The 18,042-nt window shown below is 58.3% G+C and carries 19 protein-coding genes and 1 pseudogene; 12 read left to right on the top strand and 8 right to left on the bottom strand.

Annotated features, from left to right (window positions below):
- Positions 1–24 precede the first annotated feature (24 nt).
- The 3 genes and pseudogenes from L1249_RS06080 to L1249_RS06070 form a co-directional block, all read left to right on the top strand.
- The gene (locus tag L1249_RS06080; RefSeq protein ID WP_213262812.1) at positions 25–462 is read left to right on the top strand and encodes an acyl-CoA thioesterase; all 438 of its coding nucleotides are present in this window, start codon (positions 25–27) and stop codon (positions 460–462) included.
- Between the two features lie 175 nt (positions 463–637).
- Positions 638–787, top strand: coding sequence for a hypothetical protein (locus L1249_RS06075; protein WP_235253445.1), 150 nt, complete (start codon positions 638–640; stop codon positions 785–787).
- A gap of 18 nt (positions 788–805) precedes the next feature.
- A pseudogene (locus L1249_RS06070) lies at positions 806–1,045 on the top strand (alanine dehydrogenase); the annotation flags it as partial.
- 41 nt (positions 1,046–1,086) lie between these two features.
- Here the strand turns inward: L1249_RS06070 and L1249_RS06065 are convergent.
- Positions 1,087–1,335 carry a SlyX family protein gene (locus L1249_RS06065; protein ID WP_228168617.1) on the bottom strand — a complete coding sequence of 83 codons (249 nt, stop codon included), beginning with the start codon at positions 1,333–1,335 and terminating at the stop codon, positions 1,087–1,089.
- A 110-nt stretch (positions 1,336–1,445) separates the two neighbouring features.
- Between L1249_RS06065 and L1249_RS17450 the strand changes: the two genes are divergently transcribed.
- Positions 1,446–1,979, top strand: a complete 534-nt coding sequence (locus L1249_RS17450) for a cold-shock protein (protein ID WP_266100269.1) — start codon at positions 1,446–1,448, stop codon at positions 1,977–1,979.
- 70 nt (positions 1,980–2,049) lie between these two features.
- On the opposite strand, the gene L1249_RS06055 is transcribed toward L1249_RS17450, so the two are convergent.
- From L1249_RS06055 to map, 7 genes are all read right to left on the bottom strand, one after another.
- Positions 2,050–2,439 (bottom strand): hypothetical protein, encoded by a 390-nt coding sequence (locus tag L1249_RS06055; RefSeq protein WP_228168618.1) that lies wholly within the window; start codon positions 2,437–2,439, stop codon positions 2,050–2,052.
- Positions 2,436–3,608 carry a succinyl-diaminopimelate desuccinylase gene (dapE, locus tag L1249_RS06050; protein ID WP_228168619.1) on the bottom strand — a complete coding sequence of 391 codons (1,173 nt, stop codon included), beginning with the start codon at positions 3,606–3,608 and terminating at the stop codon, positions 2,436–2,438. Before dapE ends, L1249_RS06055 begins: the two co-directional genes overlap by 4 nt.
- Positions 3,595–4,620 carry a 2,3,4,5-tetrahydropyridine-2,6-dicarboxylate N-succinyltransferase gene (gene dapD / locus L1249_RS06045; protein WP_228168620.1) on the bottom strand — a complete coding sequence of 342 codons (1,026 nt, stop codon included), beginning with the start codon at positions 4,618–4,620 and terminating at the stop codon, positions 3,595–3,597. Before dapD ends, dapE begins: the two co-directional genes overlap by 14 nt.
- 57 nt (positions 4,621–4,677) lie before the next feature.
- Positions 4,678–5,022 carry a Spx/MgsR family RNA polymerase-binding regulatory protein gene (locus L1249_RS06040; protein WP_213262811.1) on the bottom strand — a complete coding sequence of 115 codons (345 nt, stop codon included), beginning with the start codon at positions 5,020–5,022 and terminating at the stop codon, positions 4,678–4,680.
- A gap of 36 nt (positions 5,023–5,058) precedes the next feature.
- A complete protein-coding gene (dapC, locus tag L1249_RS06035; RefSeq protein ID WP_137092954.1) occupies positions 5,059–6,255 on the bottom strand; it encodes a succinyldiaminopimelate transaminase in 1,197 nt (398 codons plus the stop codon).
- Positions 6,256–6,554: 299 nt separating this feature from the next.
- The gene (locus L1249_RS06030) at positions 6,555–9,230 is read right to left on the bottom strand and encodes a [protein-PII] uridylyltransferase (RefSeq protein ID WP_137092956.1); all 2,676 of its coding nucleotides are present in this window, start codon (positions 9,228–9,230) and stop codon (positions 6,555–6,557) included.
- Entirely contained in the window at positions 9,230–10,021 is a 792-nt protein-coding gene (gene map / locus L1249_RS06025) for a type I methionyl aminopeptidase (protein WP_044629725.1), read from the bottom strand. Before map ends, L1249_RS06030 begins: the two co-directional genes overlap by 1 nt.
- A gap of 362 nt (positions 10,022–10,383) precedes the next feature.
- On the opposite strand from map, the gene rpsB reads away from it, so the two are divergent.
- The 8 genes from rpsB to rseP all read left to right on the top strand — a co-directional run bounded on the left by rpsB (position 10,384) and on the right by rseP (position 17,973).
- Positions 10,384–11,133, top strand: coding sequence for a 30S ribosomal protein S2 (gene rpsB, locus L1249_RS06020; RefSeq protein WP_044629723.1), 750 nt, complete (start codon positions 10,384–10,386; stop codon positions 11,131–11,133).
- A gap of 214 nt (positions 11,134–11,347) precedes the next feature.
- Positions 11,348–12,217, top strand: a complete 870-nt coding sequence (gene tsf, locus L1249_RS06015; RefSeq protein WP_137092958.1) for a translation elongation factor Ts — start codon at positions 11,348–11,350, stop codon at positions 12,215–12,217.
- 122 nt (positions 12,218–12,339) lie between these two features.
- Entirely contained in the window at positions 12,340–13,110 is a 771-nt protein-coding gene (gene pyrH, locus L1249_RS06010) for a UMP kinase (protein ID WP_044629721.1), read from the top strand.
- Between the two features lie 4 nt (positions 13,111–13,114).
- Positions 13,115–13,672: a ribosome recycling factor gene (gene frr, locus L1249_RS06005; RefSeq protein ID WP_062359997.1), complete on the top strand. Its 558-nt coding sequence runs from the start codon at positions 13,115–13,117 to the stop codon at positions 13,670–13,672.
- 106 nt (positions 13,673–13,778) lie between these two features.
- Entirely contained in the window at positions 13,779–14,564 is a 786-nt protein-coding gene (gene uppS / locus L1249_RS06000; protein WP_062359996.1) for a polyprenyl diphosphate synthase, read from the top strand.
- Entirely contained in the window at positions 14,557–15,378 is an 822-nt protein-coding gene (locus L1249_RS05995) for a phosphatidate cytidylyltransferase (protein WP_137092960.1), read from the top strand. The genes uppS and L1249_RS05995 overlap by 8 nt, the downstream gene beginning before the upstream one ends.
- On the top strand, positions 15,375–16,571 hold the full coding sequence (gene ispC / locus L1249_RS05990; protein ID WP_137092962.1) for a 1-deoxy-D-xylulose-5-phosphate reductoisomerase: 1,197 nt from the start codon (positions 15,375–15,377) through the stop codon (positions 16,569–16,571). Before L1249_RS05995 ends, ispC begins: the two co-directional genes overlap by 4 nt.
- A 43-nt stretch (positions 16,572–16,614) precedes the next feature.
- Positions 16,615–17,973, top strand: a complete 1,359-nt coding sequence (gene rseP / locus L1249_RS05985) for an RIP metalloprotease RseP (RefSeq protein WP_172415872.1) — start codon at positions 16,615–16,617, stop codon at positions 17,971–17,973.
- Positions 17,974–18,042: the final 69 nt, after the last annotated feature.

Below are 18,042 nucleotides of genomic sequence, written 5' to 3'. Positions count from 1 at the left end.
TAGTCACAGAAAGGAGATAGCCACATGGAGTGGGCACTGCCAGATCCGTTTGTCATTGACTTTAACGTGCTGCCAGAGGCGATTGACGCCTACCAGCACGTTAATAACAGCGAGTACTTGCGCTGGGTTGAGCAAATTAGCTGGGCGCACTCCGAGGCGTTGGGGCTATCCCTTGAGCGCTATCAAGCTTTAGATAGGGCAATGGTGGTGCACCGGCATGAGTTGGACTATCTGGCGCCTGCCTTTGCGGGTGACGCGCTGCAGCTGGCAACGTGGATCGTGGCGTGTGACGGCCGCTTTAGCCTGACACGCCGCTTTCAGCTCAAGCGCGTTGCGGATGGCAAAACGCTGTTGAACGCCCGTACTCGGTTTGCCTGTGTCGCGCTCTCAAGCGGCCGCCCGAAACGCCTGCCTGAAGAGTACCAGCGTATTTATGGTGGTGCGGTGGTGAACGAAGAGTGACGTTTAATAAGGGCGTTGATTTTTTCGCCTAGGGTCCTTAACCGCTAGATTCTTCTGCTAAAAAACGCCTTAGCCGGCGTTTTTTGTTTTTCTCTCCGGGGGTGGTGGTGCTTGTTTGCTGTGCTGTAATGCACTTAGCAACGTATGACATCTGCCTGAATCAGGAGAACCAATCATGAAAATTGCCGTCCCGAAAGAGATCAAAAACCATGAATGCCGCGTCGCACTGACGCCCACCAGCGCGCGCGAGTTAACCGGGCGGGGCCATACAGTGAGCGTGCAGGCTGGCGCTACTATCGAGCCCAATATTGATGCGCTGTGGTAAAACGCCGAGCTGATCTTGATTGTGCACTACTGCGTGGCCAATATGCCCGGTGCCGTGGCGCGTACCTCTACCTTAGGGCTGACCAACGCTACGCTGCCTTTCGTACTGGCGCTGGCGGATAAAGGCTGGCAGAAAGCATTAGCCGATGATGCGCACTTCCTGCCCGGCCTTAACGCTCACAACGGCAAGGTGACCTATGGTGCCGTTGCCGATGCATTTGGGCTGGAAAGCGTTGCCCCAGCCAGCATGGTGAGGTAATCCTACCGCTTTTGGGCGGGCAAGAAGCCGCGAGTCGTGGCTTAATAGTGGGGTGGGATATCGTCTTCTGGACGAAAACTGCCTTGGGAGTCGCCCGCCTGGAGCGCCTGATGCTGCTCGCGTAGCCGTTCGCGCATCAAGGCGCTTAGCTGCTCCAGTTTTTCCAAGCGGCGCTCCTGCTGGGCGACCGCTTGATCCAGAGTGTCCAGCCAGTGCTCCTGATAGGCCAGCCGACTCTCCAACGATTCAAGACGTTGAGCGAGCTCAGCAGGCGGTAATTCGTTTGTCATGATAACATCGTCACCTTGTGTAGTATGCTCGGTACTGTTAGGAATGGGCCTGGTAGTTCGAGTATTGTCCTTCGTCTGTTACCCATACAACAAGAGAGCTTTTATCATCTATGAACCCAAAAGTTGTTTTTCGCTGTTTCTTTATCAGTGTCTTACTCGCCGCCCCCGCGCCGCTTCTTCTGGCAGGGATTGTTCATTTAACCAATGCACCTCTGGCTGAGCAGTGGTTAGCCGAAGCTGCTTTTAGCGTATATGCCGCGGTAGCCTTTGGCTGCTTTATTATGTTGTTTCTCGGCACGTTAGCGGCGGCTGCCCTGGCGCCACCAATGGTTGTGAAGGCAGATGTGGCTCGGGCTAAGCCTGCGCCGCGCCAGCCCCAAGCACCTGCTCCTGCGGTGGAAGATGATGAAGAGGAAGATATCATCGACCCCAACGATGGCCGTGAAGAGGGGGAAGTAAAGTGGTTTAACACCAACAAAGGCTACGGCTTTATTACTCGCGATAACGGAGAAGATGTGTTTGTTCACTTCCGTGCCATTCGTGGTCGTGGCCCGCGTATGCTGGCCGAAGGCCAGATTGTTCGCTATCACGTGATTAAAAATGATCGCGGCCTGCAGGCCGATGACGTCAGCATTATTGAGTAAGCGCCCAGGCGCTGTAGTGATAAATTAGTGCTGAAAGAGAAAACCCCCGCGCTTACGGGGGTTTTTGCATTTAACGGCCTGAGTCCGGCCATTCGATGGCTTTTTCCTGGCCGCCGGGCAGCACCTGCCAAAAGCGGTCTGGGTCGTCGCCAGGGTGCCAGCCCCCCAGCGAACAGCGTACTTCCACCTGCAGCGCTTCAGCGGCGTGCTGGGCGCACTCCTGGTCGGTGTGCCATGGGGTATGGCTACTGTCGAACCAGAGGCTGGCAAAGCCATCGGCAGCCTTGTCGACGAGCAGCACCGGCACTGTCTCGCCTTGGTGCTGCCCGCGGGTTTTCCACTTCCCTTTACCGGCTGGACTGAGCGGTGCCGCGTTAAGCGTCGTATGTAGCCAGGCGTTAATGTCATCCAGCGTGAGCTGAGCTAGATACACTTCGATATCAGGGAACCTTTCCATCATACGCATACCTCATCGGTGGTCAGCAGCGCTTGAAGGGTTGCTTCGTAGATGCGGCTCAGCGCATCCAAATCGCTAGCGCGCACGCGCTCGTTCACCTTGTGAATGGTGTCGTTCAGCGGGCCAAGCTCTACCACCTGCGCGCCCAGAGTGGCAATAAAACGGCCATCCGAGGTGCCGCCGCTGGTAGAAAGCGCTGGGCGTTCGCCAGTCACGGCTTCCACGCCACGAATCGCCGCCTCCACTAGCTCACCTTCGGACGTCAGGAACGGTTCGCCATTCAGCGTCCAGTCGATGTGATACTCAAGACCGTGCTGATCCAGAATTGCCTCGGTGCGTGAGCGCAGCTCGTCATGGGTGACTTCCGTGGAGTAGCGGAAGTTGAACACCACCTCTACCTCGCCAGGAATCACATTGGTGGCCCCTGTACCGGCACGCAGATTAGATATCTGAAAGCTGGTTGCAGGGAAGAAGTCGTTGCCAGCATCCCAGTGCTCGTTGACGAGCGCATCCAGGGCGGGCATCGCTTGGTGGATCGGGTTGCGCGCTAAGTGAGGGTAGGCCACATGGCCTTGAATGCCCTTAATATGCAGCACACCGCCCAAAGAGCCACGACGACCGTTTTTGATCACATCGCCTAGGCGAGCAGTAGAGGAGGGCTCGCCAACGATGCAGTAATCCAGGCGGTCATTGCGCTCGCGAAGATGTTCTACCACCGCACGGGTGCCGTCGATGGCCGGGCCTTCCTCATCGGAGGTAATCAAAAACGCAATGCGGCCATCATGATCAGGGTAGCGCGCTACAAAGCGTTCCACCGCGGTGAGCATGGCGGCAAGGCTGCCCTTCATATCAGCCGCGCCGCGCCCGCAGAGCATGCCTTGGTCGTCGATGCAGGGCTCGAAAGGCGGAAATTCCCAGTTAGTGTGTGGCCCGCTGGGCACCACGTCGGTGTGCCCCGCAAACGCCAGCACCGGGCCGTGGTGACCACGAACCGCCCAAAAATTCTTCACATCGCCAAACGGTAGCTGCTCGATATGGAAACCGAGCGCCGTTAAGCGCTCGATCATCAGGTCCTGGCAGCCTTCATCGTCGGGGGTCACCGACGCCCGGTGAAGCAGCTCAAAGGCGAGCGTGAGCGTAGGCGACAGTGAGGCAGGCTCAGTTATGGGCATGCAGCGCCTCGTTCAGCGCAATGGCGCTTTTATTGGTCAGGCACTCGATGCGGCCATTTTGTGAGTTGCGGCGCAGCAGCAGGTCGTCTTGGCCTGCCAGCTCACGGGCAGCCACGGTGTTCACTTCCTGGCCCTGGTCATCCAGCAGCGTCACTTTGGCGCCTGCGGTGATGTAGAGGCCTGCTTCCACGGTGCAGCGGTCGCCCAGCGGAATGCCGATACCGGCGTTGGCGCCGATCAGGCAGCCTTCACCCACCTTGATGATGATGTTGCCACCACCGGAGAGCGTGCCCATGGTGGAGCAGCCGCCGCCCAGATCAGAGCCTTTGCCGACCATAACGCCTGCGGAAATGCGCCCTTCGATCATGCCGGGGCCTTCGGTGCCTGCGTTGAAGTTAACAAACCCTTCATGCATGACCGTGGTGCCTTCACCCAGGTAAGCGCCCAAGCGCACACGAGCGGTGTCGCCGATGCGGATGCCGGTGGGCACCACGTAATCGGTCATTTTGGGGAATTTGTCCACGCAGTCGACGGACAGCGTACGGCCCGCTAAGCGCGCCTTCAGACGGCGCGCGGGCAGCTCTTCGATATCGATTGCGCCTTCGTTGGTCCAGGCGATGTTGCGCAGCAGGCCGAACATACCGGTCAGGTCCAGGCCGTGAGGCTTCACTAAGCGATGCGACAGCAGGTGCAGCTTCAGGTACACCTCAGGTGCGGTTTGCGGCGGCTGGTCGCTCTCCAGGAACATCGCCACCAGCGGGCGCTGGCTAGTGGCCAGCGACTCGGCCAGAGCGGCCTGCTCGGAGTGGCCTGCCGCTTCCAGTGCTTTGGCCAGGCGGGTGCAATCTTCCGGCAGGAAGCTCACTGGAGCATTGCCTGCTGGTGCATCCAGCGCTTCCTTGGCGGCGGCGACCAGGCTCGCGTCCGGATTGAGCAGCGGGGCCGGGTAGTAGATTTCCAGCCAGTCGCCCTGGGTGTTTTGGGTGCCGATTCCAAGCGCGAAGCTCAGCATAACGCGTATTCCTTAGAGGTTAGTGAGAGAAAGTGAGTGAGAGAAGTCGAGTCCGGGTTAGCCGCTTAGCGTGTCATAGTCGCCGTCACGGTAGCCGATCAGGATGGTGCCGTCGTCGAGTTCCAGCAGCGGCCGCTTGAGCAGCGTCGGGTGCTGGAGCAGCAGCTGACGTGCCGAGTTGGCATCGTAATCCTTCTCTTCGTCAGAAAGATCTCGCCAGGTTTTGCTGCGCTTGTTGATTACCTCGACCAGCGGAACACGGTTCAGGATGTGTTCGAGCAGCGCCGCCGACAAGCCATCTTTACGCAGGTCGTGGGTTTTATACATCAGCGCTTTGTCGTCCAGCGCTTTGCGCGCTTTGCGGCAGGTGTCGCAGTTATGAATCATGTAGAGCGTTAGCATAGAGCCTCCTTTCGTCGTCTTAAGCGGCGCGGCGCGTTAGTCGCGCTCGACCAGTTGGCGAAGGCGCTTGGCCGCTTCTAAGGTCGGCTCAAGCTCCGCCACTAACGCTAAGCGTAGCCGACCCGCGCCGGGGTTAAGGCCGTTTTGCCCTGGGCGACCCATCAAGCTGCCGGGCAGTACGCTCACGTGCTGTTCGCTGAATAGCCGCTGGGTAAAGGCGATATCGTCGCCACCCGGCACCGCAGGCCAGAGGTAGAAGCTCGCTTCCGGAGTGGGAAAATCCATCACCGGGGCAAGCACATCCGTCACCGCGCTGAATTTTTCGCGGTAGGCGTCTCGGTTGGCGCGCACGTGGACTTCGTCTTGCCAAGCGGCAATGGAGGCGTGCTGTAGTGGCAGCGACATGGCGCAGCCGTGATAGGTGCGGTAGCGCTTGAACGGGGCGAGTAGGTCGGCATCACCTGCCACGAAACCCGAGCGCAGCCCTGGTAGGTTGGAGCGCTTGGAGAGCGAGTGGAAGACCACGCAGCGGCGGTAGTCATCGCGGCCAAGCTCGGCGCAGGCCTGCAAAAGCCCAGGCGGCGGTGTGTTTTCATCCAGGTAGAGTTCGGAGTAACACTCGTCGGAGGCGATGATGAAGTCGTGCTCATCGGCCAGAGCAATCAGCTGTTTGAACTCGGCCAGCGGCGTGACGGCGCCGGTCGGGTTGCCCGGCGAGCAGATAAACACGATCTGCACGTCGCGCCAAGTGTCGGCGCTGACCGCTGCAAAATCGGGGCGGAAGCCGTTCTCGGCGGTGCAGTCCAGGTAGAGCGGCTCGCCGCCTGCCAGCAGCGTGGCGCCTTCGTAAATCTGGTAGAAGGGGTTGGGTACGGCCACTTTTGCGGGGCGGGTGCGGTCCAGCGCCGCCTGCACGAAGGCGAAGATGGCTTCGCGAGTGCCGTTCACCGGCAGTACTTGGCGCTCGGCATCCAACCCCGCCAGCTGGAAGCGCTGGGTGGCCCAGGTCGCAATCGCGTCGCGTAGGGCGGGAAGGCCGTTGGTGGCCGGGTAGCGGGCCATCTCTAACTGGTGGGCGATGAGTGCCTCCAGCGCGCCTTGGTAGGGGGCGTGCTGGGGTTCGCCAATCGTCAGCGGAATATGCGCCAGTCCCGCCGGGGGCGTTAGGCTCGCTTTGAGGGCGGCCAGCTTTTCAAACGGATAGGGGTGTAGGGCGTTGAGATCAGGGTTCATGGCGCGTCCGTTGAGAGCGTAAGGGCGGGAACTGTGGGCAAAACCATTTATCGAACCGCCGATTATAGGCAAGCCCTGGGGCAGGCTCAAACCTAACCGAACTAGCAAAACAGCCAATTGCGCTTAGTGGTGCCGAGAGCAGGTTGCTGCGAGGGCGCTGTGAACCCATCCATGGGCGCTACTTTCGCCATCTGACCGCCATGGATGGCGGAAATGCCGGAATGGTATGGAACATATTCCGGCCATGGCGAAAGACCCTCGCTTCAACCAGCCCCCGGCATTCATAGACAGCGCGAGCTTTAAACCCCCAATACCTCAATCAGTCGTTCGCGGAGCTGCTGCTGACGTTCGGGGTCGGTGAGCGGCTCGCCTGCTTTGGTGGTGATGAAGAAAACGTCTTCAACCCGTTCGCCTAGCGTGGCAATTTTAGCGGCTGAGAGCGAGATATCTTGCTCCATGAAAATGCGCCCTACCCGAGCCAGCAGACCGGGGCGGTCGGGGGCGGTCAGTTCCAGTAGGGTGCGTTCATTGGCCGGGTCCTGCTCGATCACCACTTCGGTAGGCACTTTGAAGTGCTTGAGCTGGCGCGGCGTGTGTCGAGTGACGATTTCTGGATAGTCATCCGGGTCATCCAGCTCTTCTACCAGGTGGCTGCGCATCTCTTCGATGCGCTCCGCGTCGCGAATCGGCTGGCTATGGCTATCCAGCACGATGAAGGTATTCAGCGTCCAGTCGTTATGAGACGTGGCGATCCGCGCATCGTGGATGGACAGCCCCAACTGCTCCATGGCGGCGGCCGTGGCGGCAAACAGATCATCCACGGAGCGGGTGTGGATGAATACCTTGGTGCCGCCTTCGGCCATGTCGGCGGTGGGGGCACTGATCAGCACCAGCGGCAGGGGGGAGGGCTGATGGGCCAGAATGCCCTGGGTCTGCCAAACGATCTCGCTGGGGGCGTACTGCAGGAAGTAGTCTTCCCCCAGCGACTCCCAGAGCTGGTCTATTTGGCCACTATCGACGCCGACTGTTTGCAGCAGCGAGCGCGCCTCAGTACGGGTTTCGCGCACCCAGTCGTCTCGATCCGGTGGATTTTTCAGCCCACGGCGCAGAGCACGTTTAGTTTCCGCGTGGAGCTGGCGCAAAAGCGATGCCCGCCAGCCGTTCCACAGCGTGGGGTTGGTGGCGTTGATATCGGCAACGGTGAGCACATAGAGGTAGTCCAGGCGGGTCTCGTCGCGCACGATCAGTGCGAAGTCGCGGATTACATCCGGGTCGCTGATGTCGCGCTTTTGGGCGGTCATCGACATCAGCAGGTGATGCTCCACCAACCAGCTGACCAGGTTGGTGTCGTGCTGGGAAATATGGTGGCGATGGCAGAATTGTTCGACGTCACGGGCGCCGATTTCAGAGTGGTCTCCGCCGCGCCCTTTGCCGATGTCGTGGAACAGGCCAGCGATCCACAGCAGGTCCAGCTTGGGCAGCTGATGGATCAGGTTGGCGGCCACCGGGAAGTCGTCTTTTGCCTCGGGCTTGCGGAAGCCGTGCAGAAATTTCAGCAGGCGCAGGGTGTGGGCGTCCACCGTATAGATATGGAACAGATCGTGCTGCATCAGCCCCACCGCGCGGCCAAACTCCGGCAGGTACTTGCCCAGAATGCCGTAACGGTTCATGCGCCGGAGCTGGCGAGGCACGTTGCCCGGCGCGCGCATAATGGCCATAAACAGCCGCTGGTGGCGTGGGTCTTCCCGGTAGTGGTCGTCAATTTGGTGGCGGTGGTCACGAATCAGCCGAATAGTATCGGCGCGTACCCCTTCGATTTCCGGATGCTTGGCCATCAGCAGGAAGAGTTCTAGCATGGCCGCCGGGCGCTCGCGGAACAGGTTGCGGGTGCGCACCTGGATGTAGCCGCCCTTGGTTTCAAAGCGTTCGTTCAGCTTAACGGTTTCCAACGACTCCTTGCCGCGTAAAATCACTTCGTCGAAGTGCTGTAGCAGCATATCGTTGAGTCCGGCGAGAGCCGTCACGTGGCGGTAGTAGCGTTTCATGAACTGCTCGACCGCGAGCCGCTCGGGGGTATCCCTAAAGCCAAACATCTCGGCAATGGTGCGCTGGTGATCAAACAGCAGGCGGTCTTCGGCTCGGCCTGTGAGCATATGCAGGGCGTAGCGCACCTGCCAAAGAAACGCCTGACCCTGGCTGAGTATGCGCAGCTCCGCGTCATTCATAAAGCCGTTGGCGACGATGTCGGCGTACTGCTCGGTGCCGAAATGGCGCTTAGCCACCCAGCCAATCATCTGGATGTCCCGCAGGCCACCGGGGGAGCTTTTTAAGTTGGGCTCCAGGTGGTACTCGGAGTTGTTGTAGCGGTAGTGGCGAGCAATTTGCTCTTGCCACTTGGCTTCAAAAAAGCGGTCGGCGGGCCACAGGTTCGGGGTGCTCAGGCGCTCGCGCATCTTCTCACGCAGACTTTCCGGCCCGGCAATGAGGCGCGACTCCAGCAGGTTGGTAATCACTGTGACGTCTGCTTCGGCTTCCCGCTCGCAGTCGTTGAGCGAGCGAACGCTGTGGCCAATCTCCAGGCCGATATCCCAGAGGAAGGTGATAAAAGCGCTCAGCGGCTCCCGGTAGGGGGTGTCGTCGTCGTGCTCAAGCAGCAAGAGCAGGTCAATATCCGAATGGGGATGCAGTTCACCACGCCCGTAGCCGCCCACGGCCACCAGCGCAACGCCGTCGTCGGGCCAAGCATGCTGCGCCCAGGCAATGGCGAGGAGCTGGTCAAGATACCAAGCCCTGCCGCGTACCAAGTCGCGAATATCGCTACCGGCGCGAAAGCGTTCATCCAGGCGTGCTTGGATTTCCCGCAGCGCGGCTTTAAACGGGGCGATAGGAGAGCGCGACCCGGCAAGCTCGGTGCGAAACAGGTCTAGATCGAAAAGCGACGTGTCCGGCTCAAACCGGTAGTGGTGAAGAAGCATCAGGCGTTCAGAAAGCTAAAGTCTTCGTCGCTGCGCGCAGTGAGCACGTCAACGCCGGTGTCGGTGACCAGTAGAGTATGTTCCCACTGGGCCGACAGGCTGCGGTCTTTGGTGACGGCGGTCCAGCCGTCGCGCAGCACTTTGGTTTTGTAGCCGCCCACGTTAATCATCGGCTCGATGGTGAAGCACATGCCCGCTTCTAGGCGGATGTCGGCATCCGGTGCATAGCCGTCGTAGTGCAGGAACTGCGGGTCTTCGTGGAAGTCCGCGCCAATGCCGTGGCCGCAGAAATCACGTACCACCGAGTAACCATGGGCTTCGGCGTGCTGCTGAATCACACGGGCAAGCTCAGAAAGACGCACGCCGGGTTTCACCAGCGCAATGCTTTTATACAGGCACTCTTGGGTGATGCGGCACAGCCGTTCGCCCTGAATGGTATTGCCCACCACGAACATCACGCTGGAGTCGCCGTGGTAGCCATCCGGTGTGCGCACGGTGATGTCCAGGTTCATGATGTCGCCGTTTTTGAGCTTTTTGGCGTCATCGGGGATGCCGTGGCACACCACGTGGTTGATGGAGGTACAGGTTGCTTTGGGAAAGCCGTGGTAGTTCAGCGGTGCCGGTGTCGAGCCCAGCTCGTTAACAATGTACTCGTGGCACAGACGGTCGATCTCGCCAGTGCTAATGCCCGCTTTAACGTGGGGAGTGATCATTTCGATAACGCTGGCCGCCTGGCGACCGGCTTCGCGCATTTTCTCGATTTCAGAAGGCGTCTTAATAGGAACGTTCATGAATTCTCGATGTGGGATTTAAGTAAGTGGGTGACAGTAAGTATTGGAATGCAAGTGATAAACGGCAAATGGAAGCGGCGAAGTAACGCCGTTTTATGGGCGGTGACTTCATCTTGGTAAGGATCTATGGTATAAAGCCGCGCGCTTTCCTGCAATCGCCATCCAATGCTTCTATACTGGCTGGCGCTACGCGAAAGGGCAACGAGATCGCAACGCAGCACCGCTGGGTTGCACAACAGCAAGCCTTGAAAACACACATGCACCGGCACATGGTCCCGGGTGCCTTTAGCGACGTTTAACGACGCTACTGGTCGGATCCATGGGGTGCGTGGAGGCCTAACCCGAGTTTCAGGAGTTTTACCATGTCTCACGTTAATATGCGTGACCTGCTGAAAGCAGGTGCTCACTTCGGTCACCAAACCAAGTACTGGAATCCGAAGATGGGCAAATACATCTTCGGCGCGCGCAACAAGATTCACATCATCAACCTCGAGCACACCCTGCCGGCGCTGAACGAAGCGATCGACGTGGTCGAGAAGATGGCGGCATCCAACAACAAAATTCTGTTTGTTGGCACCAAGCGCAGCGCTAGCAAGATCATCAAAGAAGAAGCGAATCGCGTTGGCCAGCCGTTCGTCAACCATCGCTGGTTGGGCGGCATGCTGACCAACTTCAAGACCATTCGTCAGTCCATCAAACGACTGCGTGATCTGGAAGTGATGCGCGAAGACGGCACCTTCGAGAAGCTGACCAAGAAAGAAGTCTTGATGGCCACGCGTGAGCAAGAGAAGCTTGAGCGTTCTATCGGTGGTATCAAGAACATGGGCGGCCTGCCGGACGCACTGTTCGTGATCGACGTTGACCACGAGCGCATCGCGATTAACGAAGCCAACAAGCTGGGTATCCCGGTTATTGGCGTGGTAGATACCAACTCTAACCCAGATGGCGTTGATTACGTGATCCCGGGTAACGATGACTCCATCCGCGCTATCCAGATCTACGTGAAGGCGATTGCCGACGCGTGTGGTCGCGCGAAAGAAGGTCGTCCGGACGAGTTCGTCGAAGTGACTGAAGAAGCCGCTTCCGCCGACACAAGCGCTGCTGCCGAGTAAGGCTGCAGTGGTGCGGCGGGCAGGTTGAGCCGCATCGTGTTAAGAGGGGGCCTTATGCCCCCTTTTTCCCGCTTTGAGTTCGCTCAGGCGGGCCGATTATGCCGGATGAATGCCGGCAAGCGCTCTGCACAGTGATACGCAATGGTCATCTACCGTGCTTATACTCTGTAGCGCGTTTAACTCTCAGTTAGAACCATTTCCGAGGTGAAATCTCATGGCAGCTATCAGCGCCTCTCAGGTTAAGGAACTGCGCGAACGTACCGGTCTTGGCATGATGGAGTGTAAAAAAGCACTCACCGAAGCCGACGGTGACATCGAAGTCGCGATCGAAAACCTGCGTAAAAGCTCTGGTCTTAAAGCCGCGAAAAAAGCGGGTCGTACCGCTGCAGAAGGTACGGTTGTTACTCGTGTAGCAGAAGATGGCAGCTACGGCGTAATGGTCGAAATCAACTCTGAAACCGATTTCGTTGCCCGTGACGACAACTTCATCGACTTCGCCAACAAGATTGCTGATGCGTTCTTTGCGGCGAAAAACGAAGACGTTGCAGCGGTGATGGCGGGTGACCTTGAGTCCGCTCGTGAGCAGCTGGTTCAGAAAATCGGCGAAAACATCGGCGTGCGTCGTGCCGTTGTCGTGAATGCCGTTGAAGGTGGTCTGGTGGGCGAATACGTTCACGGTGGCCGTATTGGCGTTCTGACCGTTCTGAAAGGCGGCACCAGCGAAGCAGCCAAAGATGTTGCGATGCACGTAGCGGCGATCAACCCGGCGGTTGCGCATCCTGAAGAGATGCCGCAAGAGCAGCTGGACAAAGAGAAAGCGATCATCCTGGCCCAGCCGGACATGGCCGGTAAGCCCGAGCAAATCGCTGAGAAGATGGTTCAAGGCCGCCTGAAGAAGTACCTGGCCGAGAACAGCCTGACCGAGCAGCCGTTTGTTAAAGACCCGAACCAGTCCGTTGCTGAATTCGTCAAAGCAGCTGGTGGTGAAGTGGTTAGCTTCACTCGCTTTGAAGTGGGCGAAGGCATCGAGAAAGAAGAAGTCGACTTCGCTAAAGAAGTCATGGAACAGGCTGGCCGTCGCTAAGGTCAGAGGTTCCAGTAAGAAGATGGCGTGCGCGCGAGCGCACGCCTTCGTGTATCCGGCCCCTGTGAAATACAGGTGCCGCCTCGCCCACCTGTGCCCAGGTCTGCCTCAGGAGAGATGTCATGTCACGTGATGTTCAAGAGTCTACCCCCACTGCTGCCCCCAAAATCGATAAGTCAAAGTCAAAATACAAGCGTATTTTGCTGAAGCTATCGGGCGAAGCGCTGATGGGTGAGCACGATTTTGGTATTGATCCAAAAGTGCTGGATCGTATGGCGCTTGAGATCGGCCAGCTGGTCGGTATTGGCGTACAGGTCGGTATTGTGATTGGTGGTGGTAACCTGTTCCGTGGTGCGGCGTTGAACGAAGCCGGCATGGATCGGGTCACGGGTGACCACATGGGAATGCTGGCAACGGTGATGAATGCCCTCGCCATGCGTGATGCTCTGGAGCGCTCTAATATTCGCTCGCGGGTGATGTCAGCGATTCCCATGAGCGGTGTGGTGGAGCACTATGACCGCCGCACTGCCATCCGTTATTTAACGTCTGGCGACGTGGTGCTGTTCTCTGCTGGCACCGGTAACCCTTTCTTTACCACCGACTCTGCTGCTTGTTTGCGCGGCATTGAAGTGGATGTAGACGTTGTCATCAAGGCCACCAAGGTGGACGGCGTGTACAATAAGGACCCGGTGAAGCACCCCGACGCCGTAAAATACGACCAGCTCTCCTATGACGACGCTCTGGATCAGAAACTGGGCGTAATGGATTTGACCGCAATCTGCCTGGTACGTGACCATGATATGCCGGTGCGGGTATTTGATATGAACAAGCCTGGTGCCCTGCTCAACCTCGTGGTTGGGGGCAAGGAAGGCACGCTGATAGACAGAGGGTAACAACGTGATCAACGACATCAAGAAAGATGCAGAGTCTCGCATGAAGAAGAGCGTTGAGGCGCTGCACAGCAACTTCAACAAGATCCGCACGGGTCGCGCTCACCCCAGCATCCTGGATGCCGTGACCGTTGAGTATTACGGTGGCCAAGTGCCGCTGAACCAAGTGGCTTCGGTCAACGTTGAAGACGCCCGTACCCTGGCGGTGGCTCCTTGGGAGCAGTCCATGGTGGCTAAAATCGAAAAAGCGATCATGACCTCTGACTTGGGCCTCAACCCCTCAAGCGCAGGCAACGTGATTCGTGTACCGATGCCGATGCTGACTGAAGAGACACGCAAGGGTTACATTAAGCAGGCACGTAGCGAGGCAGAAAGCGCGCGCGTGGCTGTGCGTAACGTTCGTCGTGATGCTAACGGTGATTTCAAATCCTTGCTTAAGGATAAAGAGATTACCGAGGACGATCAGCGCCAGGGCGAAGACGAAATCCAGAAGCTGACCGATAAATATATCGCTGAGATCGATAAGGCACTTGCCGCAAAAGAACAGGATCTCATGCAGGTTTAGTGATTGTTGTGAACATCACTGCCTGCGTTCACTTTGCCACGGGCGGCTTGGCCGTCCGTGGGCCATCGCTTGGCTTACTTATGACTGATCTTTGGTGCGAGAACCCATGATGTCTCCGCAGCTTCCCCAAGAGCAGCCGGGTGGCACGACGCTTTCTCTATCCGAGGAAGCGCTGCCGTCTCATGTTGCTATCATTATGGATGGTAACAACCGCTGGGCGCGGGCACGGGGGCTGTCGGGAGTGCGCGGCCACCGCGCCGGTGTCGAAGCCGTAAGAGCGGTGATTGAGCGTGCAACTGAGCGAGGCGTTCAAACGCTAAGCCTGTTCGCCTTCTCCAGTGAGAACTGGAAACGTCCTGCCGCTGAGGTGAATGCACTGATGGAGCTGTTTTTGATGGCGCTTAAACGCGAAGTCAAAAAACTTAATGAGCGCAATATCCGTCTGTCGATTATTGGCGAACAGCGTGGCTTTTCCCCCGCGATTCAAAAGCATATTCAGCGCGCCGAAGCGCTGACCGCCGAGAACACGGGCATGCATCTGGTGATTGCCGCGAACTACGGCGGCCAGTGGGACATCGCCCGCGCCGCGCGCCAGCTCGCCGAGCAGGTGGCTACCGGAGAGCTGGCGCCCGAGGCCATCGACGAAGCGCGCTTGGATGCGGCCATGAACACCGATCAAGTACCGCCGGTGGATCTGTGCATCCGTACCAGCGGCGAGCAGCGGCTCTCGAACTTTATGTTATGGCAGCTGGCCTATGCCGAGCTGCACTTTTCGCCCTTGTTATGGCCAGATTTTGATGGGGCGGCCTTCGACAAAGCGCTCGATGATTTCTGCTTACGACGTCGCCGTTTTGGCATGACCGACGAACAAATAGAGGCGCAAGGTGCTTAAACAGCGGATGATCACCGCAGCCTGGTTAGCTCCTGTCACGCTAATTGGTCTGTTTGGATTACAGGGAGGTGCCTTTGCGCTGTTTACAGCGCTGATCGTGCTGTTAGGTACCTGGGAGTGGACCAACTTGGCGGGGGTTATCGTCTCGCGCACGCGCCTGGCGCTGGTGGCCGGTATGGCGGTGCTCATGGCCCTGCTGTGGCTGAGCGGCGCTGCCTTTGCAGTTTGGCCGTTGTGGCTGGCCGCAGCTGGCTGGTTGCTGAACCTCTACTGGGTGACGCACTACCCGGAAAGCAGTCAGCAGTGGCAAGCCACTTCACGCCGTCTACTCATGGGCGTTTGGGTACTGCTGCCGTGCTGGGTAGGTTTTAACGTGCTGCGTGATAGCGGGGCGGTGTGGCTTCTGTTTGTGATGCTGCTGGTATGGACGGCAGACATTGGCGCCTACTTTGCTGGTCGCCGCTGGGGTAAGCGCAAATTAGCCCCGCGGGTTAGTCCAGGCAAGTCCTGGGAGGGCGTGTATGGGGGGCTTGCTGCCACGATGCTGCTAGCCCTACTGTTTGCCCTTTGGCAGCCCCTGGGGGTTGCTGGAGGCATCGCACTGCTGTTGATCACGGCTGTTGTCACGCTGATCTCGGTGCTGGGTGACCTGCTGGAAAGCATGCTCAAGCGTTACCGTGACATCAAGGATTCCAGCCAGCTGCTGCCCGGCCATGGGGGCGTGCTGGACCGTATCGATAGCCTGACCGCCGCCATACCGATCTTTGCCTTGTTCTACCTGCTGGTACTACAGGCCCAGGTGAGTGCGCTATGAGTACCGTGCCTGTTCAGCAAGTGACGGTGCTCGGGGCCACGGGCTCGATAGGCACCAGTACTCTGGATGTGATCGCCCGACACCCTGACCGTTATCGCGTTTATGCGCTGACGGCCCATACCTCAAAAGAAGCCCTGCTGGCGCAGTGTCGGGAACATCGGCCCCGGTTTGCGGTGCTGGATGATGCGAACGATGCCGAGTGGCTTCAGCAGGCACTCGCACCAACGGGCATCGATACCAAGGTGCTCTCTGGCCCCGAGGCGCTATGCGATGTCGCCAGTGTGCCAGAGGTCGATACCGTCATGGCCGCCATCGTGGGGGCCGCAGGCCTTCTGCCAGCGCTGGCGGCGGCAGAGGCAGGCAAACGCGTGCTGCTGGCCAATAAAGAGGCGCTGGTCATGAGTGGCGCGCTGTTCATGGAGGCGGTCGAGCGCTCTGGTGCCATCCTGTTGCCGATCGATTCTGAACATAATGCCATCTACCAGTGTCTACCCAGCGAGCATCGCGGCGGATTAGCCAAACACGGCGTGCGTCAGCTGCTTCTAACCGCATCGGGCGGGCCGTTTCGCGGCTGGTCGGCTGCCGATATTGCTAACGTAACACCAGAGCAGGCCTGCGCTCATCCTAACTGGTCCATGGGGCGTAAAATCTCCGTAGATAGCGCCACGCTGATGAATAAAGGACTCGAATTAATCGAAGCGTGCTGGCTGTTTGATGCCACACCCGAGCAGATTCAGGTCGTTGTTCACCCGCAAAGCGTTATCCACTCTATGGCAGCCTATAACGACGGCTCCGTGATTGCTCAGTTGGGTAATCCCGATATGCGCACACCGATTGCCTATGGGCTTGCTTGGCCAGAGCGCATTGATGCCGGCGTGGAAACGCTAGATCTGTTCCAAGTTGCGCGGCTCGATTTTGAAGCCCCGGATGAAACACGCTTTCCCTGCCTACGACTAGCCCGAGAGGCGATGCAGGCAGGTGGAGCCGCTCCGGCGGTGCTTAACGCTGCTAATGAAGTTGCTGTTGAGGCATTTTTAGCGGGGAACATCGCGTTTGGTGCGATTCCGGATGTTGTCGCGAAGGTGATGGCCCTGCCGTATCCCGGTCAGGCGGATTCACTTGAACGCGTGCTTGCTGCGGACTGCTGGGCTCGAGAGCAAGCCGCGCACACCATACGCCAGTTAACCGCTTAGCCTCAGCTATTGTTGAGCAGCGTGTCGTGCAAAGGAGCAAAAAGTGGGCCTGATACAGAATATCTTAGCCGTCATCGTGGTGCTGGGGCTGCTGGTGACCTTTCACGAGTTTGGTCACTTTTGGGTTGCACGCCGCTGCGGCGTCAAGGTGTTGCGCTTCTCCGTAGGGTTTGGCAAGCCGCTGTGGTCAATAATTGATCGCCATGGCACCGAGTTTGCGGTGGCGGCCATTCCATTGGGCGGCTACGTCAAAATGCTCGACGAGCGTGAAGCGCCGGTACCGGAAGAGCAGCTAGACCAAGCGTTTAATCGTAAAACCGTTTGGCAACGTATTGCTATTGTGGCCGCGGGCCCCATCGCCAATTTCCTGCTGGCTATTGTGGCCTACTGGGCGCTGTTTGTGGCGGGTACAACCACCGTAGCGCCAATAGTTGGCGATATTACGCCTAACTCCCCAGCCGCAGAGGCGGGGTTGGAGCAGGGGAGTGAAATTACTGCGATTCAGGGCGATGCAATGCGCTCCTGGGAAGAGATTAATTTAAAGCTGGTCTCCATGATTGGCTTCAGCGGTGATTTAACTATTGAGGCAGTGCCGGAAGGCGCTAGTGCCACCCGCAGCTATCAACTGCCGCTTAACAACTACATGGTTCGCCAGGATCCGCCACAGCCGCTGCAGAGCCTTGGCTTCTCGCCCTGGCGACCCGATGTGCCCGCCGTGCTTGGCCAAGTAGTGGATGGGCAAGCCGCCGCTGAAGCCGGGCTTCAAGCAGGGGATCGCATCGTCGCCCTTAACGGTGAGCCCATTAATGACTGGATGCAGTTTGTCGCGGTGATCCGCGATAGCGCAGGCGAGACACTGAGCGTTGGTTATCAGCGTAATGGCGAAGCAGGAACGCTTTCGCTCACGCCAAGACGTAATACGCTGGAGAGTGGTGCCGAGGTTGGGTACATTGGTGCCGGTGCAGCGCCGTTTAGCTGGCCTGAGTCGCTGCAGCGTGAAATTCGTTACGGGCCGATGGAGGCCGTAGGCCAAGCGCTATCGCGTACTGGTGAAATGGTGCTGCTGACGGTCGACGCCATTCGCAAAATGTTAGTGGGGTTAATTTCGCCCTCTAACCTATCGGGGCCGATCACGATTGCGCAAATTTCCGGAGACTCTGCGCGTGCTGGGGTAGAAGCCTTCGTTGGTTTTTTAGCGTATCTTTCGATTAGTTTAGGTGTGCTGAATTTGCTGCCCATTCCCGTGCTCGACGGCGGTCATTTGCTTTACTATTTTGTCGAGGTCGTACGTGGGCGGCCGGTATCTGAGCAGACACAAGCGATGGGGCTGCGCATCGGACTTGCCATGGTTGGCACCCTGATGCTGATGGCGCTCTATTTTGATTTGATGCGCCTGTGGTAATAACGCGTGTAGCGCGCAGGATGCCTTGTCATCTGCCTGCACAAATGTATATGGTGCCTGTCTTAACCG

Source organism: Halomonas sp. Cn5-12, assembly GCF_021532545.1.
Classification (GTDB): domain Bacteria; phylum Pseudomonadota; class Gammaproteobacteria; order Pseudomonadales; family Halomonadaceae; genus Vreelandella; species Vreelandella aquamarina.
This window is presented reverse-complemented; position numbering and strand designations above follow the sequence as displayed.